This is a genomic window from Phaeodactylibacter sp., from assembly GCF_040219495.1.
Classification (GTDB): Bacteria; Bacteroidota; Bacteroidia; order Chitinophagales; family Saprospiraceae; genus Phaeodactylibacter.
In genome coordinates, this window is sequence record NZ_JAVJSK010000145.1 from 13,728 (window position 1) to 40,461 (window position 26,734).

General features: G+C 53.0%; 22 protein-coding genes. 14 read left to right on the forward strand and 8 right to left on the reverse strand.

The window, feature by feature from the left end:
- Positions 1 to 2: 2 nt before the first annotated feature.
- The 9 genes from RIC19_RS23395 to RIC19_RS23435 all read left to right on the forward strand — a co-directional run bounded on the left by RIC19_RS23395 (position 3) and on the right by RIC19_RS23435 (position 10,153).
- Positions 3 to 290 carry an ArsR/SmtB family transcription factor gene (locus RIC19_RS23395; RefSeq protein ID WP_282778690.1) on the forward strand — a complete coding sequence of 96 codons (288 nt, stop codon included), beginning with the start codon at positions 3 to 5 and terminating at the stop codon, positions 288 to 290.
- 40 nt (positions 291 to 330) lie between these two features.
- Positions 331 to 1,662, forward strand: coding sequence for an adenylosuccinate lyase (purB, locus tag RIC19_RS23400; protein WP_350180811.1), 1,332 nt, complete (start codon positions 331 to 333; stop codon positions 1,660 to 1,662).
- 103 nt (positions 1,663 to 1,765) lie between these two features.
- On the forward strand, positions 1,766 to 3,538 hold the full coding sequence (locus RIC19_RS23405) for a hypothetical protein (protein ID WP_350180812.1): 1,773 nt from the start codon (positions 1,766 to 1,768) through the stop codon (positions 3,536 to 3,538).
- Between the two features lie 61 nt (positions 3,539 to 3,599).
- Complete coding sequence (gene gldA, locus RIC19_RS23410) at positions 3,600 to 4,505, forward strand: gliding motility-associated ABC transporter ATP-binding subunit GldA (RefSeq protein ID WP_350180813.1); 906 nt, start codon at positions 3,600 to 3,602, stop codon at positions 4,503 to 4,505.
- A 6-nt stretch (positions 4,506 to 4,511) separates the two neighbouring features.
- Positions 4,512 to 5,210, forward strand: a complete 699-nt coding sequence (locus tag RIC19_RS23415) for a hypothetical protein (protein WP_350180814.1) — start codon at positions 4,512 to 4,514, stop codon at positions 5,208 to 5,210.
- 6 nt (positions 5,211 to 5,216) lie between these two features.
- Complete coding sequence (gene gldF, locus RIC19_RS23420; RefSeq protein ID WP_350180815.1) at positions 5,217 to 5,948, forward strand: gliding motility-associated ABC transporter permease subunit GldF; 732 nt, start codon at positions 5,217 to 5,219, stop codon at positions 5,946 to 5,948.
- A 92-nt stretch (positions 5,949 to 6,040) separates the two neighbouring features.
- Entirely contained in the window at positions 6,041 to 7,762 is a 1,722-nt protein-coding gene (gldG, locus tag RIC19_RS23425) for a gliding motility-associated ABC transporter substrate-binding protein GldG (protein ID WP_350180816.1), read from the forward strand.
- Positions 7,763 to 7,788: 26 nt separating this feature from the next.
- The gene (locus RIC19_RS23430) at positions 7,789 to 8,829 is read left to right on the forward strand and encodes a DUF4340 domain-containing protein (RefSeq protein ID WP_350180817.1); all 1,041 of its coding nucleotides are present in this window, start codon (positions 7,789 to 7,791) and stop codon (positions 8,827 to 8,829) included.
- Between the two features lie 61 nt (positions 8,830 to 8,890).
- Positions 8,891 to 10,153: a zinc dependent phospholipase C family protein gene (locus RIC19_RS23435; RefSeq protein WP_350180818.1), complete on the forward strand. Its 1,263-nt coding sequence runs from the start codon at positions 8,891 to 8,893 to the stop codon at positions 10,151 to 10,153.
- A 7-nt stretch (positions 10,154 to 10,160) separates the two neighbouring features.
- On the opposite strand, the gene RIC19_RS23440 is transcribed toward RIC19_RS23435, so the two are convergent.
- The 5 genes from RIC19_RS23440 to RIC19_RS23460 form a co-directional block, all read right to left on the reverse strand.
- Complete coding sequence (locus RIC19_RS23440; protein WP_350180819.1) at positions 10,161 to 10,727, reverse strand: GNAT family N-acetyltransferase; 567 nt, start codon at positions 10,725 to 10,727, stop codon at positions 10,161 to 10,163.
- 650 nt (positions 10,728 to 11,377) lie between these two features.
- Positions 11,378 to 12,409 (reverse strand): Holliday junction branch migration DNA helicase RuvB, encoded by a 1,032-nt coding sequence (ruvB, locus tag RIC19_RS23445; protein WP_350180820.1) that lies wholly within the window; start codon positions 12,407 to 12,409, stop codon positions 11,378 to 11,380.
- A gap of 168 nt (positions 12,410 to 12,577) precedes the next feature.
- Positions 12,578 to 14,746 carry a xanthine dehydrogenase family protein molybdopterin-binding subunit gene (locus RIC19_RS23450; protein WP_350180821.1) on the reverse strand — a complete coding sequence of 723 codons (2,169 nt, stop codon included), beginning with the start codon at positions 14,744 to 14,746 and terminating at the stop codon, positions 12,578 to 12,580.
- A complete protein-coding gene (locus tag RIC19_RS23455; RefSeq protein ID WP_350180822.1) occupies positions 14,743 to 15,225 on the reverse strand; it encodes a (2Fe-2S)-binding protein in 483 nt (160 codons plus the stop codon). The genes RIC19_RS23450 and RIC19_RS23455 overlap by 4 nt, the downstream gene beginning before the upstream one ends.
- Before the next feature lie 26 nt (positions 15,226 to 15,251).
- Positions 15,252 to 15,878 (reverse strand): hypothetical protein, encoded by a 627-nt coding sequence (locus tag RIC19_RS23460; protein ID WP_350180823.1) that lies wholly within the window; start codon positions 15,876 to 15,878, stop codon positions 15,252 to 15,254.
- A 453-nt stretch (positions 15,879 to 16,331) separates the two neighbouring features.
- Here RIC19_RS23460 and RIC19_RS23465 point away from each other — a divergent pair, with 453 nt between their 5' ends.
- The 5 genes from RIC19_RS23465 (at position 16,332) to RIC19_RS23485 (ending at position 19,989) form a co-directional block, all read left to right on the forward strand.
- Entirely contained in the window at positions 16,332 to 17,441 is a 1,110-nt protein-coding gene (locus RIC19_RS23465; RefSeq protein WP_350180824.1) for an MBL fold metallo-hydrolase, read from the forward strand.
- Positions 17,442 to 17,453: 12 nt separating this feature from the next.
- A complete protein-coding gene (locus RIC19_RS23470; RefSeq protein WP_350180825.1) occupies positions 17,454 to 18,488 on the forward strand; it encodes a bestrophin family protein in 1,035 nt (344 codons plus the stop codon).
- 9 nt (positions 18,489 to 18,497) lie between these two features.
- Entirely contained in the window at positions 18,498 to 18,971 is a 474-nt protein-coding gene (locus RIC19_RS23475; protein ID WP_350180826.1) for a Crp/Fnr family transcriptional regulator, read from the forward strand.
- A 101-nt stretch (positions 18,972 to 19,072) separates the two neighbouring features.
- Positions 19,073 to 19,441, forward strand: coding sequence for a DoxX family protein (locus RIC19_RS23480; RefSeq protein ID WP_350180827.1), 369 nt, complete (start codon positions 19,073 to 19,075; stop codon positions 19,439 to 19,441).
- 89 nt (positions 19,442 to 19,530) lie between these two features.
- A complete protein-coding gene (locus tag RIC19_RS23485) occupies positions 19,531 to 19,989 on the forward strand; it encodes a hypothetical protein (protein WP_350180828.1) in 459 nt (152 codons plus the stop codon).
- Here the strand turns inward: RIC19_RS23485 and RIC19_RS23490 are convergent.
- The 3 genes from RIC19_RS23490 to RIC19_RS23500 all read right to left on the reverse strand — a co-directional run.
- Complete coding sequence (locus RIC19_RS23490; protein WP_350180829.1) at positions 19,967 to 21,025, reverse strand: NAD-dependent epimerase/dehydratase family protein; 1,059 nt, start codon at positions 21,023 to 21,025, stop codon at positions 19,967 to 19,969. The two genes, RIC19_RS23485 and RIC19_RS23490, sit on opposite strands and share 23 nt — an antisense overlap.
- Before the next feature lie 100 nt (positions 21,026 to 21,125).
- Positions 21,126 to 22,031: a helix-turn-helix domain-containing protein gene (locus tag RIC19_RS23495; protein ID WP_350180830.1), complete on the reverse strand. Its 906-nt coding sequence runs from the start codon at positions 22,029 to 22,031 to the stop codon at positions 21,126 to 21,128.
- Positions 22,032 to 22,264: 233 nt separating this feature from the next.
- Positions 22,265 to 26,734: T9SS type A sorting domain-containing protein (locus RIC19_RS23500; RefSeq protein ID WP_502930855.1), on the reverse strand; the 4,470-nt coding region annotated here is incomplete at its 5' end.

Here is a 26,734-nt window from a genome sequence, read left to right on the forward strand (position 1 = left end):
ACATGGTTGCAACACCTCACTTTAAATCTTTTGAGCGGCAGACAGAACAGCTGCGGGCAATTGCCCACCCCGTACGGCTCGCCATACTCAACCTGCTCCACCGGCAGGCGCCCCTTACGGTAACCAATATCCACGAGGCCCTGAGCATTGAGCAGGCTACGGCTTCCCACCACCTGAAGATCCTGAGGCAGGCGGGAATACTGCGTCCACGGCGGGACGGGCGCTATGCGTACTATGAACTCACGAGTGATGCCTTTGGGGAAATCCTGGAATTACTGGAAAACTCATGATTTTGTTCCTATTTTTGCGCACGCAAAAATCAAGGACGTTATGCTCACCGCTATTTCCCCCGTCGACGGGCGCTATGCCGCCAAGACTCAAGACCTTTCTCATTTTTTCTCCGAATTTGCCCTGATCAAGTACCGGGTGCTGGTGGAGGTTCAGTATTTCACGGCATTGGTCAACCACCCGCTGCCCCAACTGCAGGACTTCCCAACAGCCAAGCTCGATGACTTGCTGCGGATAGCTAATCAGTTTTCAACGGAAGACGCGGAACGCATCAAGGCCATCGAAAAGGTCACCAACCATGATGTCAAGGCGGTGGAGTACTTCCTCAAGGAGCAGTTTGATGCACTTGGGCTGGAAAAATACAAAGAGTTCATCCACTTTGGGCTGACCTCTCAGGATATCAACAATACGGCGACCCCCCTGATGATCAAGCACGCCCTGTATCAGGTATGGCTGCCGGCGCTCAAGGAGATCCGTAGCCAACTGTCGGGCCTTGCAGAAGAATGGTCGGGCATCCCCATGCTGGCGCGCACTCATGGGCAGCCGGCTTCCCCAACGGCACTGGGCAAGGAAATACAGGTGTTCGTTTCTCGTATTGACGAACAACTGGAGCAGCTGGACCGCATTCCATTCAAAGCTAAGTTTGGGGGCGCTACCGGTAATTTCAATGCCCACTATGTCGCCTATCCGGATATCGACTGGCACGCATTCGGCAAAGCCTTCGTGGAAGAAGCCCTGGGCATCCACCGGGCTTTCCCCACCACGCAGATTGAGCATTACGACAACCTCGCTGCCATTTTCATGGCACAAAAGCGTATCAATACCATTCTGCTCGACCTGTGCCGGGATATCTGGACCTATATCTCTATGGATTACTTTGGGCAAAAGGTAGTGGAGGGAGAAGTTGGTTCTTCGGCTATGCCCCACAAAGTCAACCCCATTGATTTTGAGAATGCGGAAGGTAACCTGGGCATTGCGAATGCGCTGTTCACCCATCTGGCCGATAAGCTTCCGATTTCCCGCCTGCAACGCGACCTGACGGATAGCACTGTACTGCGCAACGTTGGCGTACCCTTTGCGCATGCCCTGATTGCGTTCAAGTCCATCGGGAAAGGGCTGGGCAAGCTCCTCCTGAACCGCGCCAAACTAGAGGCCGACCTGGAGAAAAACTGGATGGTGGTCGCCGAAGGTATCCAAAATATTCTGCGGCGGGAGGGCTACCCGCAGCCTTACGAGGCTCTGAAAGCCCTGACCCGGGGCAAGGCCGCCATTACCAAAGCTGATATTCATGCGTTTGTGGACGGGCTGGACGTAGCCGAGGCCATCAAGGCAGAGCTGAAGCAGATAACACCACACAACTATATTGGCCGGTAGCCTCCGGATTCCCTCTTAACGTTTCGTTAGGAAGGCAAACTAAGCAATTGTCCGAAATACGCGTTAACTTAGAGATGCTAAAAAGAAGCACATTCACTGAGTTATGCGCGGATTAACCGGATTTATTGCAGCCCTGATGATCGGGCTTACCGCGAGCTGTTCACAGCCCGCCTATAAGGCTACACCTGAAGGCCAACCGGGTTATCTGCCTATTCATGAAGAAACATTGGCACCCAGCCCCTACCGCATTGAATGGGGCTCGCTCCGCATCCCTCTTTCCAAATTCGCCAACCCTGAGGTCTATAAAGGTGAAGCCGAGTTGGCCCTGGACGAATTCAGGACCCTTATCGGACAACCATTAAGCGTACTTCACGAGGGGCAATCCCTGCCTTTTGAGGTGGTTCAAATCCATCGGGAGCCCTATCAGCGCTTTGGGGCCTTCTGGTTTTCCTACCCCGACTATACACCCGGGGAGGGTTTCGATGCCTCGGTCGTTTCCACCTTCCAAAGCGGGATACGCCCCGGCAATGTGATTGATCTCCGGATTGATGCAGCAGACAGCATCCGGATTCAATACTTACGGATCCGGATTATCGACCCCCTACTGCCCTACAGCCCTGTGGTCAAGGTGCCCCACCCCCGGCATACGCAGGAAGCGTTCGGCTTTCAGGTGATTCAGGAAAGTGGGCAACGCCCTATGCTGCGCATTGATACCGCCGCAACCCACACCCGCCATATTTATGAGCTTTACCAGCAAAATGCCCTGTACAAAATCATCAATATCCCGGGATTCCGCACCTATAACCGCCTCATTGCCGACCGGGATCAGTTGTTCTCTACCCAGGAAATTCGGCGCACGACTGCCCTCACCGACCCGATCGACTGGAGGGCGCTGCCAGATTATATGGACTACCGGGGACCGGAAGTTGAGCTCCGGTGGGGCCAGCTTGTAGCCAACCCCATGAGCACCAATTATCACCTCTGGCAAATCGAAGGGCAATTGCAACAAGCCCTGCAGCTTTTTGTAGGACCGCGCCTTCTGCCCATCCACAGCTTTCAGCTTATTATTGCCGGGGAGGCACAGCAACCGGAAATGTGGGTAGCGAGCAGCCTCCAACAGACCGAACTTGCCAAACGCCTGTGGCAACTGCAGCCCGCACAGACCCTTTACGTCAATCGCATTATTGTAGAACCCGAGCCCGGCTGCCTGCAACTCTTCCCCCAGGCTTTTGCTTTCAATATCGAAGCTGCACGCCCCTTCCGGCTTGTCCTTAAGGAAACGGCCTCCGCAAAACCTTTCTTTGTTTCCGGCCAGGATACAACCGGATCGCCCGTCCGGCTATCTATTCAGGGCGTGACCTTGTCAAACGCCCTGTTGGAATTGTTAGAGCTCGACAGCAGTCAGGTAAACCTTGGCGGCCTTCACCAAGATCCGGAGCTGAATATCACTTTTGCCTCCAGCCGATACTCCCTGTCCGACGGGCGGGCGATGATCCTGGAGCAACTGGAAGATCAATACCGCTTGGAGATAGACTGGCGGCCAACGCCACCACAGTACGAACTGCACCTGAGCGACAGCCTGCTTTTGAAGGAGCACCTGACCACTGAAGACCCCGGACGCATCATCTGGGATGCACAGGAACGCACGGCACTAGTCCTGCGGGCCCCATTGTCAGAAGTACTGCAGCTCATGCAACGGGAACTGGGCGTGCCTGTGCACAACAACTTATCCGTCGGGGAAGTGCAGCTCTTCCGCGGGCACCTGGACTGCAGCAGTATCGCTGCCGCACGGTCATCACTGGCACAATTTGGGTTGTCGTTGCGACGTTCCAAAGCCTGCGCGCAGGTTGTCGTACGACAAAGACCGTTGCAATAGTGCTCCAGGCGCAAGCTTGCGGTCATTTTTTTATAGTTTTGCGGAATAAAATCTCGAATCTATGTCGGTAGAGGTGCAAAACCTGACCAAAATTTACGGTGAGCAAAAAGCAGTAAACGATATCTCCTTTGAGGCGAAGCCCGGGCAGGTACTAGGCTTCCTGGGCCCAAACGGTGCCGGGAAAACCACGACCATGAAGGTGCTGACCTGCTACATCCCGCAAAGCAGCGGCAAAGCCACCGTTTGCGGGTATGATGTACAGGAATCGCCTATGGAGGTGCGCCGGAACATCGGCTACCTGCCAGAGCATAACCCCCTGTACCTGGATATGTACGTTCGGGAGTACCTCCGGTTTATTGCCGGGCTCCACAAGATCAGCAAACCCGGTCAGCGCATCAGCGAGATGATAGAAATGACGGGGCTGGAACGGGAGCAGCGCAAGCCGATTGGTGCCCTTTCCAAAGGGTACCGGCAACGGGTAGGGCTGGCGCAGGCACTGCTGCATGACCCGCAGGTGCTGATATTGGATGAGCCTACCGCCGGCCTTGACCCCAATCAGCTGGCTGATATCCGGGCACTGATTAAAAAACTGGGGGAAGAGAAAACCGTGATTTTTTCCACCCACATCATGCAGGAAGTGAAAGCCATCTGCGACCGCGTGGTCATCATCAACCGGGGGAATCTCGTAGCGGATGACACCATCGACCACCTGCAGTCCGTCACTACCGGAGAGTCGGTGATTACGGTAGAGTTCCAAACTAAAATATCACAGCAGCAATTAAAGCGCATCAGCGGTGTGCGCGAAGTCCGTCACCTCAATGGGTATCGTTACCAAATCCTGGCAGAAGCGGAGGAGGACCTGCGGGCATCGGTCTTTGATTTCGCAGTGGACCAAAAAGTGAAGCTGCTTGAAATGCGCAAAGAAGTATTTGAAATGGACGAAGTATTCCAGCGCCTCACAAAGTAATCTTATATGCCTGTAACACGACTACTCACGATTAGCTGCTTCTTTTTCCTGCCGCTCTGGCTGGGCGCACAGGCTGATTCTGCTCAGTTAAAAGCCGCGTTTCGTTTTCAGGATGGGGTTTATTTATCTATTGCTGCCCTACAGGCCAATCAACCGGACTTCCAATGGAAAGCCCTACAGGCCAAACTCGCAGCGAATGCGGAATCTTACCGGGCACAGGCAGAATACATCCGCCCAATTGATGCCCCTCCACTTGCGGATGAGCAGATTTGGGGGATCGTGCTCGACGGGCTGCCTTATGTCCGCCTGCCCAGGGAGGTTACGAATGACTCCACCATCCTGCACTTTGCCGGGATGCGGGTACGCGGGCGGATCTGTTACTATGAATTCGAGCGGGAGGAAGAACGCCTAGTGGAGATCAAAGCCTACAATCCACTCACGGGCCGCCCTTTCCGGCGCGGTAATATTTCCAAACGGGAGATCATCAATGAGTCCCGTATTTTGCACCTGCCCACTGGTCAGGAAGGGCCCCTGGACCGGTCTACCCTGATGGGCATGATTGGAGACGATACCAAAATGTACCGCACCGTAGAAGAACTGCCCGAAAATGGCAGCACAGAAATGCTCTATAAATGTGTCTTGATCTACGATGACCGGAACCCGATCTTCATCCCTGTCCCGGATGCTTCAAAATCAAAAAATTAAGCGTACATGCAAAGCATATTCCTAAAGGAAGTCAACGCATTTTTCAGTTCCCTGATCGGCTATATTGTCGTCGGGGTTTTTCTGGTTGTTACCGGGCTCATTCTTTTTGTCTTCCCGGATACGAGCCTGCTGAATGTCAACTACGCCAGCCTTGGCCCGCTCTTTGAGATTGGCCCGATGGTCTTCCTTTTTCTGATTCCGGCGGTCACAATGCGCTCGTTTGCGGAGGAATACCAAAACGGCACGATTGAGCTGCTGGCCACGCGCCCCATCAGCAGCTTGCAGATCATTTTAGGCAAGTACCTGGCGTGTATCGTGCTGGTGCTTTTTGCCCTGCTCCCTACCTTGCTGTACTACTACACCGTTTATCAGTTGGGTTCACCGGTGGGCAACATCGATGGTGGAGCGGTGCTTGGCTCCTACATCGGGCTGTTTTTTCTGGCGGCGGTTTATGTAGCCATCGGGTTGTTTGCCTCCTCCCTGTCCAACAACCAAATTGTAGCCTTTCTCCTGGCCACCTTTCTGGGCTTCTTCCTCTACTACGGTTTTGATTTCATGAGCCGGCTGCCCGGCCTGGTAGGTAAGGTAGACGATGTGGTGCAAATGTTTGGTATCGACTACCACTACCGTTCTATCAGCCGCGGATTGATTGACAGCCGGGACCTCATTTACTTCTTGTCTGTGATTGCCCTTTTTCTGGGCCTCACCCTGTTTTCCATGGAACGCCGCAAGTGGTAAATCGACAAAAGGCATGATTCACACCCTGAAAGGCAACCCTCGCACAATTCTAATTGTATCATTGACTCAAAGAACGTAATCTGTACGCTCCAATGGCTAAGAAGCAACAAAAGACACAATTTGTAATTCAGCTGCTGCTCTTTTTCGGCATTCTGCTGTTTCTCAATATCCTGGCCAATGCGAGGATAGCGGGCAAGCCTTTGTATGGCTACCTGGATATGACGGAGGAAAAGCGCTTTACCCTGACAGAGCCAACCCGGGAGCTGCTGGAAGACCTGGACGACGTGGTCTACATCCGCGTGCTGCTGGAAGGTGAATTCCCGGCCGGTTTTAAGCGTTTGCGCAATGCTACGCAAGATATTCTGGACGACTTCCGGGGCGTCTCGGGCTATGTGGAGTATGAGTTTGAAAACCCCAATCAGGGTACGACACAAGAGATCAATGAGCGCCGCAAAAACCTGAGCGATCAGGGGATTACACCCACCCAACTGACCGTAAAAGGAGTGGAGGGCACTGAACGCAAGGTGATCTATCCTTATGCCATCATTTATTACAAAAACCGCGAGCTGGCCGTCAACCTGCTGGAAAACGATGTACCCGGCATGCCACAGGAACGCACCCTGAATAACTCTGTAGGCCTGCTGGAGTACAAGCTGGCCAATGCCATTCAGCAGCTGCGGTCCACGATTCAGCCCAACGTGCTATTCACCACCGGGCACGGGGAGCTTGAGCCTATAGAAACCGCTGACCTGCAAAAAACACTGGGAAGCTATTACGAGTTCGGGCGCATTAACCTGGACAGCGTCGTTTACATTGGCGAAGAGGCTGATCTGCTCATCGTCGCCAAGCCCACGCAACCTTTTTCCGAAAGAGACAAATTCAAAATTGACCAGTACGTTATGCAGGGCGGCAAAGTTTTATGGCTGCTGGATCAAGTCCGGGTAAGCCTCGACAGCCTGCAGGGCCGCGCCAAGTACTATCCCAATGAGTACGACCTGAACCTGGACGACCTGCTTTTCCGCTACGGGATACGTATTCAGCCCAACCTGGTCCTGGACCTGCAGTGCTCAAGCATCCCGCTGGTGGTAGGCATGCAGGGCAATGCGCCGCAGTTTGAGAACTTCCGTTACCCCTACCACCCGGTGGTCGCCCCCAAAGCCCGCCACCCTATTGTCAACAACCTCGGCCTGGTCAACTTTAAGTATCCCAGTACCATAGATTTGGATGTAACAACAAAAACCGAGATCAAAAAAACCCCACTGCTACAGTCCTCCGACAATACCCGCGTACAGTACATCCCGGTAGAGATGAACTTTGAATTCCTGCAGTACGACCTGGACCCCGACAAGTTTAAAGCAGAACCCCAAACGCTGGGGCTGTTGCTGGAAGGCACCTTCCCATCCCTTTACGAAAACCGGGTCACGGAGAGTATGCTACAGGGACTGCGAGACCTCAACCTCGAGTTCCGGGCGCAAAGCGAGCCCACCAAAATGGTGGTCATTTCCGATGGAGATATAGCCCGCAATAAAGTAGGACGGGACGGCAAGCAATTCAGCCCGCTGGGCTTCAATGAATTTGATAAATACCTTTTTGCCAATAAAGACCTGCTGGTCAATACCCTGGAGTATATGATCAACGAGGAGGGTGTCATACAGGCCCGTGGCAAGGAGGTCAAGCTACGATTGCTGGACTCGGTAGAAGCCCGGGAGCAAAAAGGGTTCTGGCAATTTCTGAATATTGGTGTGCCTTTGTTATTCCTCGCCCTTTTTGGATTTGTATACAACTTTGTCCGGCGGCGCCGATACGCTGCCTAATCAAACAACAGGTATAAAACACAGAGATGAAAAGAACCTTAATTTTACTGATTGTATTCTTGCTGCTGGGCGGCGGGGCATTTTGGTACCTCTCCACAGATGATGAACGCAATAAGATGACCCTGGCTGGCTCCGACCGGGATTTTGCCGTTGAGGACATGAGCAAGTTGCATAAAATCTTCATCGCCGGGCGCAAAGGCGAACGCACGACGCTGCTGCGCAATGACGAAGGCGGCTGGGATGTCGAGGGGGGCGGTAAAACCAACCCTAATGTTATGAACCCCCTACTGGAGGCTATCCATAACGTGCGGATCAAATACAAGCCCTCAGATAATGCGTTGAAAAACATGGTCAATGTACTGGCCACACAGAGCAAAAAGGTGGAACTCTACGACAAGGAAGGGAACCTGCTCAAAGCCTATTACATTGGCGGCTCAACAGCGGACGAACGGGGCACCTACATTATTATGGACGGCGCAGAACAGCCGTATGTAGCCGAAATGCCGGGCTTTTCAGGCAACCTAAGCGTCCGGTTTGACCGCCTCGGCGACGAATGGCGCGATAAGAACCTGTTTTCTAAAAAGGTGGAAGACATCAAATACCTTTCGGTCGAATACCCCAAACAGAAGAACCAGTCTTTCATTCTGGAGGCTTCGGGCAGCGACTTTACGGTGAAGCCGTTCTACGATATCACGCCTGAAATACAGCGCCCTTTCAAGGAGGGCAGTGTAGAAGCCTGTCTGACCAACTTCGAAAGCGTCGGCGCAGAAGCTTTCCGCAATCAACACTCGGGCCGGGACTCTATTTTGCAGACCATCCCCTTCTGCAGCATCACGCTGGTCAACAAGAGCGAAGACACCACGCGTGCTGTCTTCTACCCAATTATCAAGGAAACCATCACTACTCAGGATCGCAAAACCGGAGACTACGTCACCACAGGCGGGTACCTGGACCGCTACTTTGTGCTCCGCAACCAAAAGGACTTTATGCTGGCACAGCAAATCGTGGTGCAAAAGGTCTTTTGGGGGTACGGCTCCTTCTATCAGGATACGAATCTGCTGAATTGATAATCGAGGAGTACTCAAAAGCCTGCTGGAGCCCATTCCGTAAACCAAACCGAGCCGGATCATGAACCATCAACTGCCATTCACCCCTCAGCGAGCAGGCCGGAATGCCCTCATCGCAACGCTGCTCCTGCTCATCGGGCTAGGCGCTGCACCTTCTGAGCGCTGGGGTTTTTGGGGGCACCGCCGGCTCAACCGAATGGCGGTATTCACCCTCCCGCCGGAGATGATCGTCTTCTACAAGAAAAACCTGGAGTACGTCACCGAACATGCCGTAGACCCCGACAAACGGCGTTACGCCACCCGGCATGAAGCCGTGCGCCACTATATTGATATCGACCACTGGGGCACTTATCCGTTTCCTGAAGTGCCAAGAGATTGGACAGAAGCCCTGATGAAATTCACGGAAGTAGGGGTAGTGAATGCGGCAGGAGATACCACCCGCCTCTATCGGGATACCATCAGGCGGCAGGTCCTAATCAGCCTGGAGACGGAAGGCGGAGCGTTGCAAATCCCCTATCAATCGGACTACAAGACTTACTTCATTCAGGAAATCATGCCACAGTACTATGAGGACGAATGGAAGCTGAGTTGCGACACCCTGGCGATGCTATTCGGGCTGAGCCCGGGCGCGATTGATTGCGAAAAAGCCTACGCGGTGGACCACTTCTCGGAGTATGGTATTGTGCCTTATCATTTGCCCGCTATGCAGCGCCGCCTTACTGCGGCCTTCCGCAACCGGGATATCCCCAGTATTCTTCGTACCTCTGCTGAGTTTGGACATTATATCGGGGATGCACATGTGCCCCTTCACACCACTACAAACTACAATGGGCAGCTCACCGATCAGGTGGGTATACACGCTTTTTGGGAAAGCCGCATCCCGGAGCTGTTTGCTGACCAAATGTACGACTACTTTGTAGGCAAGGCGGAGTACATCTCTAACCCTAAAGACTACTACTGGGAAGTGGTGCTGGACAGCCATGAACTGGTGGACAGCGTATTGCAAATAGAACGGGAACTCAGCGAGACGTTCCCGGAAGACAAGCAATACTGCTACGAAGAGCGCCTGGGCCGGACGATACGCACTCAATGTCGGGAATATGCCAATGCCTATCAGCAGCGCATGAAGGGCATGGTGGAGGACCGGATGCGGGCTACGATCCTTTCCATTGGCAGCGCCTGGTACACCGCCTGGGTAGATGCCGGGCAGCCTGACCTGAATACTATCGATAAATACCAGTTATCACCAGAAGAGATGGAAGAGCTGCAAGTGTTGGAAGAAAAAGTCCGAACGGGTGGCCAGAAAGGCCGGGCCCACGATTAACAGCCCATCACAGTTTGGGGTTCACCTTCCCATACGTCCATACATCTAATATCCGCCCCTTCTTCACGATCGCTTTACGGGCAATGCCCTCCCGTTCGAAACCTGCTTTCTCCAGTACCCGTTGGGAAGAGGTGTTCGTATGAAAGACATTGGCATACACCCGGCTGTGCTGTAAGTCTTCAAAGGCGTGCTGGACAATCAGCGAGATAGCCCCGGTCATAATCCCTTGTCCCCAGAATGGCTCGCCCAGCCAGTACCCTAGCTCTACTGAGGCCGCGTAAATATCGGGCTTGAAGATCAGGCTGATGACGCCTATGAGCCCTTCTCCCCGATCGATGGCGAAAACCGATTCTCCCTCATTTTCTGCTGCGTAGTTGATAAACCAATGCGCACTTTCCAGGGTGTAGGGGCTTGGAAACCGGTCCATGAGGTTGGCGGCAATTTTTGGGTTGTTGGCATAGGTGGTCAGTTGTGGTGCGTCTGCTTTGGTCAGGCGACGCAGCTGTAGGTCTCGTCTCTGTAATGCTTTTTGCCGGAAGGCTGTCTGGAAGTTGGGTATGGGTATCGTTGGCATGATCCGGAGATTTCAAGTGGAAACGTCGAGCCTCATGTAATCGTTCCTCTGGAGGATATACCGGTGCCCAAAAACCATACCTTCCTTCCCCCTTTAAGTTAAGTGGCACCTGTTGAGTCGCCACCTGACTTGCTGCCGATAGCCCACTCTCAGTCCGGGATTTTATACTTGCCGATTAATTGTGACGTTTTGGGTGGGGGGGAGTTTTAAACCACGGAATACACGGAAGGGGGGTTATTGCGACGCTTTGGAGGGCAGGGGGGGGAACCACGGAATACACGGAATACACGGAAGGGGGGGTATTGCGACGCTTTGGAGGGCAGGGGGGGAACCACGGAATACACGGAATACACGGAAGGGGGGGTTATTGCGACGCCTTGGAAGCACGAAACATCGTCTGTGTGTTCTGTGTGTTCTGTGGTCCTCTATTCACAGCACGCTGGGGGCAGGGGGGGAACCACGGAATACACGGAATACACGGAAGGGGGGTTAATTGCGACGCCTTGGAAGCACGAAACATCGTCTGTGTGTTCTGTGTGTTCTGTGGTCCTCTATCCACAGCACGCTGGGGGCAGGGGGTGAACCACGGAATACACGGAATACACGGAAGGGGGGTTATTGCGACGCCTTGGTCGGTTTGAAAAATCACCCTACTCATCAAACAAAGTACCAGCCCGTCCGGGAGGTACAGCGCCCAGGTGTTTGTAGGCCTTTTCCGTTGCTTCCCGCCCACGGGGCGTCCGTTGAATATAGCCCTCCATGATCAGGAAAGGCTCGTGTACTTCTTCAATCGTGCCAGCCTCCTCTCCTACTGCCGTACCTATGGTGGTGATGCCCACCGGGCCACCTTTAAACTTATGAATGATGGTCGATAAAATCTTGTTATCCATCTCATCCAAGCCTCCTTCGTCTACATTGAGTGCAGAAAGGCCATACTCTGCGATCTTGCGATCGATGGTCCCGTCCCCTTTAATTTGGGCAAAGTCCCGGATACGCCGTAACAACGCATTGGCAATACGTGGCGTACCCCGGCTGCGGCGGGCAATCTCTTTGGCACCATCTTCCGTGATCGGAACATCGAGTATCCCGGCTGATCGCTTGATGATGCGATTAAGGGTTTTGGTATCGTAATAATCCAGGTGACAGTTGATGCCGAAACGGGCACGCATGGGCGCAGTGAGCAGGCCCATACGCGTGGTAGCCCCAATCAGGGTGAAAGGGTTGAGGGCAATCTGTATACTCCGCGCATTGGGGCCACTGTCAATCATGATATCGATACGATAGTCCTCCATTGCCGAGTACAGGTACTCTTCCACCACGGTATTGAGGCGGTGGATTTCATCAATGAAGAGGACATCGCCTTCTTCCAGATTGGTGAGCAGGCCTGCCAGGTCGCCCGGTTTTTCCAGTACCGGCCCGGAGGTCATTTTTAGCTCTGCCTGCAGTTCGTTGGCAATGATATGAGAAAGGGTAGTCTTGCCCAAGCCCGGAGGGCCATGCAAAAGTACATGGTCCAGAGCTTCTCCCCTGCCCAGGGCCGCCTGAATAAAAATCTGTAAGTTCTCCACGATCTTAGGCTGCCCGCTAAAGTCATCCAGGGCCTGGGGCCGGAGCTGTACTTCAGTGCTTTGCTCATCGGGCGAAAACTCTTCGCCGGTAGGATCGAGGTATGGATTGCTCATGTATGCCGTTTTGTAGTCTGGACAAATATGGCATTTTTTTTGGGAACCGGCCAGGGCAGGCCTTTTATTCTACAGGCTCATTTCGAGACCAGAACCGGACCTCAGGCAAAAGGGTTACAGTTCCCTGCTCCTCCCGCCCCCCCTGCTATTACCGCTACTAATCTGCTTTTAACTGCTGACTAACGGCATAGACCGAAGCCGCTCCCCGGTGAGCCGGAAAGCTGCGTTGGCAATCGCTGCACCAATGGGTCCCATCGGGGGTTCACCAACGGCACCTGGCGCATCACCGTTTTCCAGTATGACGACGTCAATTTCCCGGGGTGCATCCCGCATCAGCGCCATTCGGTAAGGCCCGTATATGCTGGGCAGAAGCTGGCCATCTTTCACGATCATGCGCTCGTACATGGCTGCACTCTGCCCCATAATGATGTTGCCTTCGCACTGTGCCCGGATCTGATCAGGGTTGACCGCCATACCGGGATCAATCGCACAGGTAACTTTTTGGACTTTGATTTGCCCATCCTCCATCGTCACCTCAACAACGTGGGCACAGGGGGTATTGGCATCCGTTGAAGCTGCAAACCCCATAGCTCTGCCGTTGACGACTTCGTCTTTCCACCCCGCTTTTTGAGCCGCTGCTTTAATCACCTCACTCAACCGGTAGCCTGCTTCATCGTCCTGAATGTGCTCCAGGCGGAACTGCACAGGGTCCTTCCCTGCCTTGATGGCCAGTTCGTCCATAAAACTCTCGATAGCGAAGGTATTAGCCAGAAGGCCCAGGCTCCGCCACCAGCTGGTCGCGAAAGGGAGTTTCACCCGCCATGAAACGGTACGTAAGTTGGGGATAGCCCGGTACTGAATCATACCACCCCGCCAGGCGCCAATATCGGCCCCCAGAATAGGCTCTGCAATGCCGGGGAACATAGGGGAACCGAACATGACGTCACCACTAGACAAGTTATGCTCAATCGCTTTGATTTTGCCGTTTTCATCCAGCTTGCCACGCATAATGTGGTGGGTTGGTGGCCGGAAGGTATCGTTCTGAAACTCCTCCTTCCGATTGAAAAAGCACTTCACAGGCTTGCCCACCGCCTTGGAAAGCACAGCCGCCTGAACCGCGTTGGGCGTGTGCAACCGCCGCCCGAACCCACCACCGAGATAAGTGGGGATAAGGTTCACAGCTTCCGGAGCCAGTCCAAGCCGGTCGGCTACTTCCTTTCGGGTCAGATTTACCACCTGTGTGGACATAATTACCGTTGCTTTATCTCCCTCTACATGTGCGACCGCGCCATTGGGCTCCAGTTGGGCATGTGCACCAATCGGGCTGGTAAATTCAGCCGTGACGACATCTTCCTCATTGTTCAGTATGCGTTTGGCACGGCCCGACTTTTGGATGGTCACCGGATCACCCTGCCCCACTTTAATCATAGCCTCGATATCCTCCGACTGCCAGTTCCGGTCAGTCTTCCAGACTGCTTTGATGGCCTGCCGGGCCTGTTCGGCCTCCATACGGGATGTGGCAACTACGCCTACAAAGTCGGGCTCCGTGACAATTTTGACCACCCCGGGCATATTTTCAGCCTTGCTCGTATCTGCCTCCACAAAGGTGGCACCGACTTGGTCCGGACGAACGACCGCGCCAAAAAGCATACCCGGCAGGCTGGCATCCATCCCAAACATCGGAGCGCCCAAAACTTTGTCTTTCAGGTCAACCCGGGGGATTGGCTTACCCACATATTTATAGGCCGAAACATCTTTGAGCGGAGGCGTGTCCGGCATTTCCCACTCGGTTACGTTCTTTACGATCTCGCCGTAGGTTAATGATTGGCCGTTGGCTGATACTACGCCATCGCTGACACTCAAAGCAGTGACCTCTGCGCCCAGCTGTTTTGCCGCTTCGATCTTCAGCATCTCGCGCATAGTTGCAGCCAGTTCCCGCAGGGGTTGCCAGAGTCCGGAAATCGAAAGGCTCCCGCCCGTGGACATTCCATCGATATTGCCGGAATCGGTTGGTGCATGTATGACTTTTATTTGCTGAATATTCACCTCCAATTCGTCCGCTGCGATTTGGGCAAGCCCGGTGAAGGTGCCCTGCCCCATTTCCACCTTGGGCGAGTTGAGGATGACCTCATTTTCAGCAGTGACTTCAAACCATAAGCGAGGCTCATCGGTATTGCCCATGTAGGGTGTTTCCGCAGAATTAGCCAGACTGGCAAGAGTGCGCCGCCACAGCGGCCGGGTAAAATAGGTAGCGCCAATGGCTACGCCCACCCCTACGGTCGACCGAATGATAAATTTCCTTCTGGAGAATTTCTTTTTAGGTTTTGTGTCGCTCATGAGGTTTGGGTTTTGGCGTTTTGTGATTGGATATCGGCTGCCCGGTGGATGGCTTTCCGCATGCGGTAGTAAGTAGCACAACGGCAAACATTGACGATATTGTTGTCAATATCTTCATCAGTAGGGTGGGGAATTTGTTCCAGCAAAGCTGCTGTGGCCATCATAAAACCCGGCTGACAATAGCCACACTGCGGGACTACCTCTTCCATCCAAGCTTGCTGAACGGGGTGCAGTTGATCCCCATCGGAGAGCCCTTCGATGGTGGTGATGTTTTTTCCCTCTGCGTACTTCACGGCGTAGGAACAGGAGCGGATTGCCTTGCCATCCACATGGAGGGTACAGGCGCCACAGGCCGCCTTGCCGCAGCCAAATTTAGTGCCTTTCAGGTCAAGCATATCCCGAACGACCCACAGCAGGGGCGTATCGCCGTCCACGTCAAGGGAAGTGGGCTTCCCGTTTATGTTGAATGAAATAGTCATGATGGTTTATTTTCCGGTTGATCAGATTATTCTTCGGGGATCGGAGCGCCGCCCGCAGCCCAGGTTTTCACGGCTTTGATGTATTCCGCTTTAGGTACGGGCGGCTTTTCCCGCGGGGTGCCATTCGCATCGACGCCCGGTTCCCAGGCCCAGAGCACCAACTCGTGCTCCGTGAGGTGGTGTACCGTTTCGGCCAGCGTCCTGCCGCCGTTATTTTCCGGATTGAGCATTGACTTTGCAATTTCTACACGGGACAGCCCCTGCCAGGCCATCTTCCGGGGCGCCAGGCTCCACTCCGGCGCTCCGGGTACCCCTGAGTGGTTGTTGTTCTCCTGTTGGTGGCAGGTCTGGCACTGTAGCGCGGCAACTCCATGGTTCTCAGGGCCTCGCTGCACTTCAAAATTATGGATATGGCTGTCCTCCCCTTGTCGCGGATAATCATCGGATGGGTGGCAATTAACACAGCGCTTATGGGTCAGCACCTGCATCATAAGGTCGAAGGCTTTCTCCGGTGTTAGTTCGGTCTGAGCTGAGGCCGAGGGTACCGTAGGCACAGGGCCAGAAGCCGGCTCCTTAGAATAGCCCAGCCCTACAACGAGCCCGGGGATAACCAAACAGGCTACTAAGCAGACACGGTAAGTTCTATTTATCATGATCAAAGGTTTAGGTGTACTTCATTTTTTCGGATCTATCCGGAAGGCAGCTATCTCCAAAAGTAAGGCAAAATCTTTCTTCCTTTCTTTCCAGTCTGCTCCCGGTTACTGACAGAACATGCCGGATGGTTGAACGTTATAGCCACAAGTTCGGGGATTCTCATCGTTCTTTTCCGCATTTATTCAGGAAATCCTAACATTTTTCCGGGAATCAGCCCACGTACCCGCAATAACCCTCAAACTTTACTTTTCTTTGAAACTCCAACGCTTGAAACTGAGCGCAGTACAGCCCTTTTGAATAGCAGTCTGCATCAACAGCACGAGCAGAGCAAGGGCGTTGAGAACCCGGCGTACAGAACAGGGTATGCCGCTTTTTAAAGCAAGACCGCACCGGATTGAGCCTGGAAAGTGCCAGAACCAGGATTTTCACAGACCTTTAAAAACCAAATCGCTTTGATCTTAATCAGTATTCTCCTCTTATTTGCCAGTTGCGCGGTTGCCCTTTGGGCTTACCTGAACTACAACCCACAGTTTGGCGGTCCGGTCACGGCTAAGCACCAGCAAAAGTACACTCAGTCGCCACAGTGGAACGGGCAGATTTTTGTTAACCAAAGCCCGACAAGCGATGACGTCAACCTCTCCAATCTCCCCGAACTGATCAGAGCCAACTTGAAAGATGCCAAACGCAAGATTCCACAGCGCCCCATCCCGGTTGAGCCCTTTGACCAGAAAGCCTGGTCCGGCTCAACGGCTCCTTTCCAGTTTATTTGGTACGGGCATTCGGTTTGTCTGATGCGGTTAGGCGGTCAGAACCTACTCATTGACCCTATGTTTGGCCCGGATGCGTCACCAGTTGGCCCCATTCGCACCAATCGGTTTAGCGAAAATACCCTTGGGCTTATTCAGCAGTTGCCGGAACTGGATGCCGTATTTCTTACCCACGACCATTACGACCACCTGGACTACCAGAGCATTCAGCGCCTCAAAGGCAAGGTTGGGCATTATTTCGTTGCCCTTGGGGTCAAGCGCCATTTGGTACGCTGGGGTATTGCTCCCGAACGCATCACCGAACTCGACTGGTGGGATCAGGGGCAGTTGGGTGACATAACCTTCACCTTTACTCCCTCCCGTCACTTTTCCGGGCGTGGCCTGACCGACCGGACCAAATGTCTGTGGGGCGGCTGGGTCTTTCAGGTACCGGACTACAAGGTCTACTGGAGCGGCGATGGCGGTTATGACACCCACTTCCGGGAAATTGGGGAGCGCTTCGGCCCCTTCGACTGGGCCTTTATGGAATGCGGGCAGTACTACAAACTCTGGACGCAGATACATGCCCTGCCGGAGGAAGCGGTGCAGGTGGCGATTGAAGCAGGTGCAAAAGTGAGCACGCCGGTACACTGGGGCGGCTTCAAGCTTGCCCCACACGACTGGCGGGATCCGGTACAAAGATTTGTTAAGGCGGCACAACAGGAGCAGTTGCCAATTGCTGTCCCGAAAATCGGGCAAAGGTTAACCAGTGAAGCTCCGCTACCGACCAGTCCGTGGTGGGAAGATTACAACTAAACCCCAATTCATATGATTGTTACCAAAAGTGTCAGTGTAGGAAAACTCATCCGATGGTCTGGCCACCATATACTATGGTTAGTGAGCGGGGCAACCGCTATTGCCTTTTTATACCGCTACGAATGGCTCAACTTTAGTATTCCCTGGTTGCCAGTTTCAGTCATTGGAACGGCTGTGGCCTTTTATGTTGGCTTCAAAAACAACAGCGCCTACGACCGAATGTGGGAAGCCCGGAAAATATGGGGAGCGATCATCAATACCAGTCGGGCGTGGGGAACCTATATTGATAGCTTTGTCTCCAATTTGTTTGCAGACGATCCTCAACCCGATAAGGTGATTAAAGATATAAAAAAGCAGCTGATTTACCGGCACATTGGCTGGCTTTACGCGCTGCGCAGTCAACTGCTGATGCCCACACCTTGGGAACATATCAGCCAGGGTGGACACCTTGCCCGAACGGCTGATTTCTACCAAAGAGAGTTCGGAGTCGGTCTTGTGGATGACCAGGTGACCCGGACAGAGTTAGCGTTGTTCCTGCCAAAAGCAGAACATGACCAACTTATCAATAATGTCAACACCGCCACCCAAATCATTAATGCGCAGTCCCGGGACCTGACAGCCATTCGCGAACAGGGGCTAATTGATGATTTCCGTCATATGGAACTCATGAAGCTCCTTTATGATTTCTATGATCATCAGGGCAAATGCGAACGTATCAAGAAATTCCCCCTGCCCCGGCAGTATGCCAATATGAGCCGGTATTTTGTGGGGATTTTCATCTTCCTGTTACCCTTCGCGATGATCCCTGAACTCATGGAGCTCGGGGAATGGGGCTTCTGGATGTCTATTCCGATCACAGCACTTATTGGCTGGGTCTACGTGATGATGGAGGTGGTTGGCGATTACTCTGAAAACCCTTTCCAGGGCATGGCAAACGATATTCCGATGCTATCGCTATGCAGGGTGATTGAGATTGACCTTAGAGAAATGCTGGGGGAAACAGATCTGCCTCCGGCAATCAAAGCCAGGAAAGGAATATTGATGTAATGCTTACTTATGCCTGATTTAACTTCCATTCCCAAAGGAAAAATCCTCCAACGCACTGGCGAACGGTACACCAAGGTATACCGGGTCAAAAAGGGCTTATTGCGCAGCTATATCATAGATGCCAAAGGGAAGGAGCATATCTTCATGTTTGCTCCGGAAGGTTGGATTATTGCCGATAGCCATCCACCGGATACTGCCTGTGATTTATTTATTGATGCCCTTGAAGATACCGAAGTGCTCATTTTAGAAAAGGACCTGCAAAGCCCCAACCTGAATACTGCTGCCCTGCTCCGGAGGATAGCCGTATTACAGGAGCGGGTGCTTATGTTGATGAGCACTCCCGCACTGGAAAGATACCAGCATTTTACCGCTACTTACCCCAACTTACTGCAAAGAGTACCCCAGCGAATGGTTGCTTCTTACCTCGGTATAACGCCTGAGGCACTGAGTAAGCTCAAAAGTGAATGGCATAGAAAGCGATAACGCTCTATTCAAATGATAGGGCCAAATCCTTAATCTAGATTAATGCTATTCTCCCCGGTTCTGCCCAATATTGTGTTTGAAAACCAAACACGGTATTTATTATGAAAACCAAGAATATACTAGCCTGGATAATTGCAGTACTGCTTTCCCTGGCATTCCTTATGGCGGGCATTACGAAAATAACCGGGCAGGCTGAAATGGTCCTGAACTTTGAACGGTGGGGGATCTCCAAAAATATGATGTACTTTATAGGTCTCTGTGAAATAGCAGCTGCTGTTGGCATGTACCTGAAAAAATGGCGAGCGCTTGCAGCTATCGGGCTTGCTTTACTCCTGCTGGGCGCAATCGGCACCCATATTCGCGTTGGGGAGCCTTTTATTCCACCCCTCGTACTGCTGATTTTGTCCGGGCTACTGGTTTGGCTGAGAAAAGAAGAACTCCTTAACCTACGAAAGCAAGGCTTCAAATAGCGCATTGCATTTGAGGCTGTGTATTGTAAAACGTTGTAAGTCATCGCAGGTGAGGGTATTTGCCCCCACACCATTCAAAACCAATTCTTATGAATCCATCCTTAATTCTTAAAATCGTTGCCGTGTTATGGGCAATATGGGGCATCGTTCATGTTTTTGCCGGTGCAGCGACTATCACCTTTGCGCTTAGTGGCGAAATAAGCACTGCTATTGGTGGCATTGCCGATGCGGTATCAGGCGACAAGCTTGACCAATCCTATCCAAATGCGTTAGCCGGCATACTGAGCCAGCATGGCTTCAACCTCCTGTGGTTTGGGCTGGTCACTTTGATTGGCAGCTTTTGGGTCTGGAAACAAAAATGGCTTGCCGTAGGCCTGGCCGCTCTGGTCGGAGGCCTGGCAGACTTAGGGTATTTTTTATTTTTGGACCTGGGGGGATATGTGAATTTTATTCCTGGCACCATCATGACCCTGATTTCAGGTTCTGCTCTTATTCTGAGCCTGATTGCTTACAGAAAGAGGGGCTTTAAAACACCCCTGCCTCAATAAGCGCTGCAAAGGAGTCTTCCATCGTTTCCTGCATAGGCCGGTATGTGACCCCCAGCTTCTCCCGGCTCTTGCTGTTGTCCGCACGCCAGACGTGGTTGACGTTGTTGCGCAGAAACTTGCGGTCCAGAGATTTGTCCAACAACGGGCCGGCAAGAACCACCAGCCACTTAGGCAGGGCATTCTTAGGCACCGGATAGTCTTTGCCGTATTTGGGCTGTAAAGCCTGGGCTAATGCCAGAAAGTTGGTATTGTGCCCGCAGGTGATATGCCGGCCTTCTGCCTCCGGGCGGAACCCCGCCTGAAAGTGAGCATCAGCGACATCGCGTACATCCACCAGGCCGATACCGACATTAGGTACACCGGTCTTAAGGGTACCATCGCCCAGTTGCTTGAGCAGGTTGAAGCTTTCGGAAGTTGTGGCTTTAGGATTGAGGGGCGGGCCCATCACCAGGCAGGGGTTGATGACCACGAGGTCCCAGCGGTCCTGCTTTTCATTAATCTCCCAGGCGGCACGCTCCGCCATGGTCTTGGAGTAGGAATAGGGCTGATAATCCAGGGAGGCAGTGGTATTCCAGATGTCTTCGGTAAGTACGCCATTAGGGGCATTTTTCACTTCAATGGCATCGGTATAGATGGAAGCGCAGCTGCTGGTGAGGACTACCCGCTTGACGGAGGCCGTTTTGTTGGCTTGCTCCAGCACATTTTTTGTACCCAGGACCGCAGGGTCTACAAGGTCTCTTTGTGCGTCTTCAAAGTTGGAGGTAAAGGGGGAAGCGGTGTGGTAAACGAGTTCGCAGCCTTCCATAGCCTCGGCGTAGGAACCGTCTTTCAGCAGATCAGCTTTAAAGTATTTGATGGAGCCTTTTGATGCGGCAGCAATCTGCTCCAGGTGGGCAATTTTTTCGGTTTTTGAAGGGTTCCTGACCGCAGCGTGGACCGTTAGGCCGGCTTCGAGGAGTTGCTTCACCAGCCATCCGGCTACGTACCCGGTAGCGCCGGTTACCATTACGGGTTTACTTTGATCTATCGTGGTCATCGAGTTTGAATTTTAATGTTTGTATGGAATGGGCCGCAGCAGACTATTCTACCAATGGCTTTAGCACCCGGTGAACAGCTGACTACGGCAGAAATGATGCTTAATTTAACGAACGGAATTCCTGTGGTGTTTGCCCCGTTTTTGCTTTAAACAGGCGGCTGAAGTAGTGCGGGTAATTAAAGCCCAGCTCATAGGCAATGCCGCTGATGGTGTCCTGACTGTTCAGGAGCAGGTATTTGGCCCGTTCCACCACAAAATTATTGATATGGTCTTTAGCGGACCGGCCGGTTTCTTTTTTCAGCAGGTCGCTAAGGTAATCCGCTGAAAGGTGAACCTGTTCTGCCAGGTGTTGTACAGAGGGCGTACCCTGCTGAATCAGCTGCTCAGACTCAAAGTAGTCTTTCAATGCACGCTCAAAGCGGGTCAACAGGCCTTTATTAGCCGTAGTACGGGTATTGAACTGCCGGGCGTAGTAGCGGGCACAATAGTTGAGCAGCAGCTCGATATTGGTAACGATAACGTTTTGGCTGTGATCATCAATGCGCTGCTCGTACTCCTCTTTGATGTTGCGGATGCACTGCGTGATCGTGTCCTTTTCTGCATCGGACAGGTGCAGGGCTTCGTGGATCTCATAGGAGAAGAACGTGTACTGCCCGATTTTTTTCCCCAGGCTCGTAGCGCGGATCAGGTCGGGGTGAAAAAACAGCATCCAGCCTTCTTCATCTTCTGCCACTTCCCCGCTTACCGATACGACTTGCTGCGGAGCGGTGAAGACCAGTGCGCCTTCCTCGAAATCGTAGTGGTTGCGCCCGTACTCTATTCCGCAATCGGTTGTTTTCAGCCATACAGCGTAGAAGTTGGAGACTACGCGTACATTCCTCATTTGAGGGGAGACCTGTAGCTCCTGCGGGTCAAGTACGGTGATGAGCGGGTGCTTGGGCTTATCACAGCCCAAAAGTTCATGGAGCTGGGAAATGGATTCGATCTTTAAAAACTGGTCAGACATTATTACTGCATTTCTTTAGTGCAAAGGTGAGCACATTCCAGCTTTGCGGAGAACACAATTTAGCGAATCGGCAACACATTTCCGGGAAATTGTTCCTCTGGCAACCAAGAGCAGACTACAGGCATTCCTGGCGAGCATGAAAACTGGAAAGCAGGTAATAACCATTGAGGCTGCCTCTGTATCAAGAGACAGCCTCATCATCAGGTTTCAAAAGCCTAAACAAAATAGCAGGTTTAGAACTGCTTCCGGACAATTTTCAGTATTTCCCGGTTACCATCTGCATGTTGCACTTCGAGATAGTACAGACCGGCAGCGAGGTAGACGTTGCTCCATCTGTGGTCTTTGGTTCCTTCCGGCAAGGTCACCTGACTAATCACCTGTCCCAAATCATTGCGGAGTATCGCGTGGGCCGGAGCTTGAAGTGGCTGCTCAAAGCGCAGGGTGAAAACGCCAAGTGTCGGGTTCGGGAAGACTTTAGCCTGGTAGCGCACACTTGAATCCTTACTTTGACTACGGTTGCTTTCTATGCCTCCTGTTGGGGGTGCGAAGTTGTTCTCTACAGTTACGGTAGCAGTACAAGTGCTGCTATTGTCATTATCGTCAGTTACGGTGAGCGTAACAGTATTATCACCTACATCAGCAATACCAAAAGTAGTGATATCCAAAGCCAGCCCTGATACCCCACAGGCATCCGTGGAGCCATTTTCAATATCTGCAACGGTGATACTGGCCGAACCATTCATACCCAGCTGAATCGTCAGGTCCTGGCACTGGGCAACCGGGGCGATATTGTCCTCTACAGTAATATTGGCCGTGCAGGAACTGCTATTGCCATTGACATCGGTGGCGGTGAGCGTGACGGTCTGAGCCCCTACATCGTCACAGCTAAACTCCGTTTTATCAAGACTTAGCGTAGCGATTTCGCATGCATCGTTGGAGCCGTTATTGACTTGTCCGGGGGTAAGGAAACCTTCGCCAAAGTCATCCAACTGAACGGTGAGGTCCTGGCAAAGGGCCTGAGGGGCTACGTTGTCTGCTACCGTTACGGTGGCCGTACAACTGCTGCTGTTGCCGTTGTTGTCAACCACTGTCAAGGTGATGGATTGCGTACCAATATCACCACAGTCAAAGCTGTTCACATTCAGGCTACGGGTAGCGATTCCACAGGCATCCGACGAACTACCGTCCACCTGGGCAGCAGTCAGACTAGCATTGCCGGAAGCATCAAGCTGCACTGTCACATCTTCACACAACGCCTGTGGAGCGACGTTGTCCACGACCGTCACATTGGCCGTGCAGGTGCTGCTATTGCCATTGAGGTCAGTCACGGTCAGCTCAACACTCGCGCTGCCCACATCTTCACAATCGAAGCTCGTCTGGCTCAGACTTAGGCTGGAAATGCCACACGCATCACCTGAACCGCCATCTATCTGGTCTGTGTTCAGGGCACCGTTGCCAAAGGCATCAAGCTGCACCGTCACATCTTCACACAACGCCTGTGGAGCGACGTTGTCCACGACCGTGACCGTAGAAGTACAAGTGCTGCTGTTGCCGTTGACGTCCGTGGCTGTTAACGTAACGCTCCGGATGCCCACATCACTGCAATCGAAGCTCGTCTGGCTCAGGCTCAGGCCGGAAAGGCTACAGGCATCACCTGAACCGCCATCTATCTGGTCTGTGTTCAGGGCACCGTTGCCAAAGGCATCAAGCTGTACCGTCGCATCTTCACACAGCGCTTCTGGTGCGATGTTGTCTTCCACGGTGACCGTAGAAGTACAAGTGCTGCTGTTGCCATTGAGGTCAGTCACGGTCAGGGTAACAGTCTGGCTGCCCACATCCACACAACCGAAGCTCGTCTGGCTCAGGCTCAGGCCGGAAAGGCTACAGGCATCACCTGAACCGCCATCTATCTGGTCTGTGTTCAGAGCACCGCTGCCGAAGGCATCAAGCTGCACCGTCACATCTTCACACAACGCCTGTGGAGCGACGTTGTCCACGACCGTTACGTTGACCGTGCAAGTGCTGCTGTTGCCGTTGAGATCCGTTACTGTCAGCTCAACACTCTGGCTGCCCACATCTTCACAATTGAAGCTCGTCTGGCTCAGGCTTAGACTGGAAATGTCGCAGGCATCGTTGGAACCGCCGTTTACCTGGGCGGCACTCAGGGCACCGTTGCCAAAGGCATCGAGCTGTACCGTCACATCTTCACACAACGCCTGTGGGGCGACGTTGTCCACGACCGTGACCGTAGAAGTACAGGTGCTGGTGTTGCCATTAACGTCTGTTGCGGTAAGCGTGACTGTATTTGTACCTACATCACCGCAATCAAAAGCAGTCTTGTCCAGGCTTAGGCTGAAAATGCCGCACCCATCGCCAGAACCGCTATCTACCTGGGCGGTGCTCAGAGCACCGTTGCCAGAGGCATCAAGCTGTACCGTAACGTCCTGGCAAAGCGCCTGTGGAGCTACATTATCCACTACCGTGACCGTAGAAGTACAAGTGCTGGTATTGCCATTGACGTCAGTTGCGGTAAGTGTGACTGTATTTGTACCTACATCATTGCAATCAAAAGTGGTCTTGTCCAGACTGAGGCTGGCGAGCCCGCAAGGATCAATCTCACCTTCGAAGACCTGGCCGGGAGTAATACTTCCTGCACCGGAAGCGTCAAGTTGTACGGTCCGGTCTTCGCAGAGTGCCGCGGGAATCGTATTATCCTCCACCGAAACCGTAGCGGTACAGGTGCTAAGATTGCCATTTACATCCGTTACGGAAAGCGTGACCGTATTTTCACCAACATCACCACAATCAAATACGGTCTGATCAAGACTGAGTTGCAGAACGCTGCAGGCATCATTCGATCCATTATCAATTTGACCGGCAGTAATTGTAGCATTTCCGGAGGCATCCAGCGCAACGGTGATGTCCTGGCAAAGCGCCTGAGGAGCAACGTTGTCCTCAACGGTTACCGTGGCGGTACAGATGTTGCTGTTGCCGTTATTATCTGTAACCGCAAGAATTACTGAATTGGCTCCCAAATCATTACAGGTGAATTCAGATTGGTCGATTGCGACTTCGGCAACGCCACAGGCATCGTTCGAGCCGTTATTTACCTGAGCAGCAGACAGGCTGCCCATTCCCGCAGCATCCAACTGAACCGTCACATTCTGGCATAAGGCTTCAGGAGCCGTATTGTCTACCACGGTCACTACGGCCATACAGGCACTCATGTTGCCACTGAAGTCCTCTACGGTGAGCAGAACGTTGTTCGGACCAATATCCTCGCAATCAAAACTGGCAATATTTAGCCCTCGTTCAGCCAGACCGCAAGCATCAAATGAGCCGTTGTCAATCTGATTGACGGAGATGAAAGCCATTCCGCTTGCATCCAACTCAACGGTCAGGTTCTGGCAAACGGCTACAGGTACGGTGTTGTCCTCAACCGTAACCTCAGCAGTGCAAGTGCTGGTATTACCGTTCTCGTCTTCCACGGTCAGCGTTACGGTTTCGGAACCTACATCACCGCAGCCGAAGGCGGAAACATCCAGGCTCAGGCTTTCAATACCGCAGGCGTCACCGGAACCGTTGTCGATTTCTGCCGCGGTAAGGCTTGCGTTGCCCAGAGCATCCAGTTGTACGGTCACGTCCTGGCAAAACGCCACAGGGGCCACGGTGTCTTCCACTGTGATATTGGATGTGCAGGCGTTGCTGTTGCCGTTGGTGTCGGTTGCGATCAATGATATGATTTGTACACCGACATCCCCACAGCCAAACTCAATTACGGCAGGCAGGGCATCTCCGAATGCAAGTGTAATACCACAGGCATCCGTTGAACCGTTGTCCAGTTGACCCGGCGTCAGCAATACAGCGCCTCCGGTATCCAATTGCAGGGTAAGGTCCTGGCAAAGCGCAACCGGCGCAATCGTATCTTCCACGGTCACCGTTGCCGTACAGGTGCTGATGTTGCTGTTTTCGTCTTCTACCGTTAAAGTCACGGTGTTCGGGCCCACATCGCCACAGTCGAAGCCACTGACATCCAGTGCAGCGCTAAACACCCCACAACCATCGCCAGGGCTTCCGCCAATTTGGGCAGGGCTGATGTTGGCCAGACCATCGCCATCAAGCTGAACGGTAATATCCTGGCAGTCCAGGCTTGGCGCGATGTTGTCCTCCACTGTAACTACTGCAGTACAGGTGCTGGTATTGCCGTTTTCGTCTTCCACGGTCAGGGTTACAGTTTCGGAGCCTACATCACCGCAGCCGAAGGCGGAAACATCCAGGGTCAGGATTTCAATACCGCAGGCGTCACCGGAACCGTTGTCGATTTCTGCCGCGGTAAGGCTTGCGTTGCCCAGAGCATCCAGCTGTACGGTCACGTCCTGGCAAAGCGCCACAGGGGCCACGCTGTCTTCCACTATGATATTGGATGTGCAGGTGTTGCTGTTGCCATTGGTGTCGGTTGTAGTGAGGGTGACGACCTGCAAGCCGACTTCCCCACAGCCAAACTCATCTACATCCAGTGACAGCCCCGATAGGCCGCAGCCATCAGTAGAACCGGCATCGACCTCAGCGGGCGTCAGCACTATGGCACCCCCATCATCTAATTGTACGGTAAGGTCCTGGCAAAGCGCAACCGGCGCAATCGTATCTTCCACGGTCACCGTTGCCGTACAGGTGCTGATGTTGCTGTTTTCGTCTTCTACCGT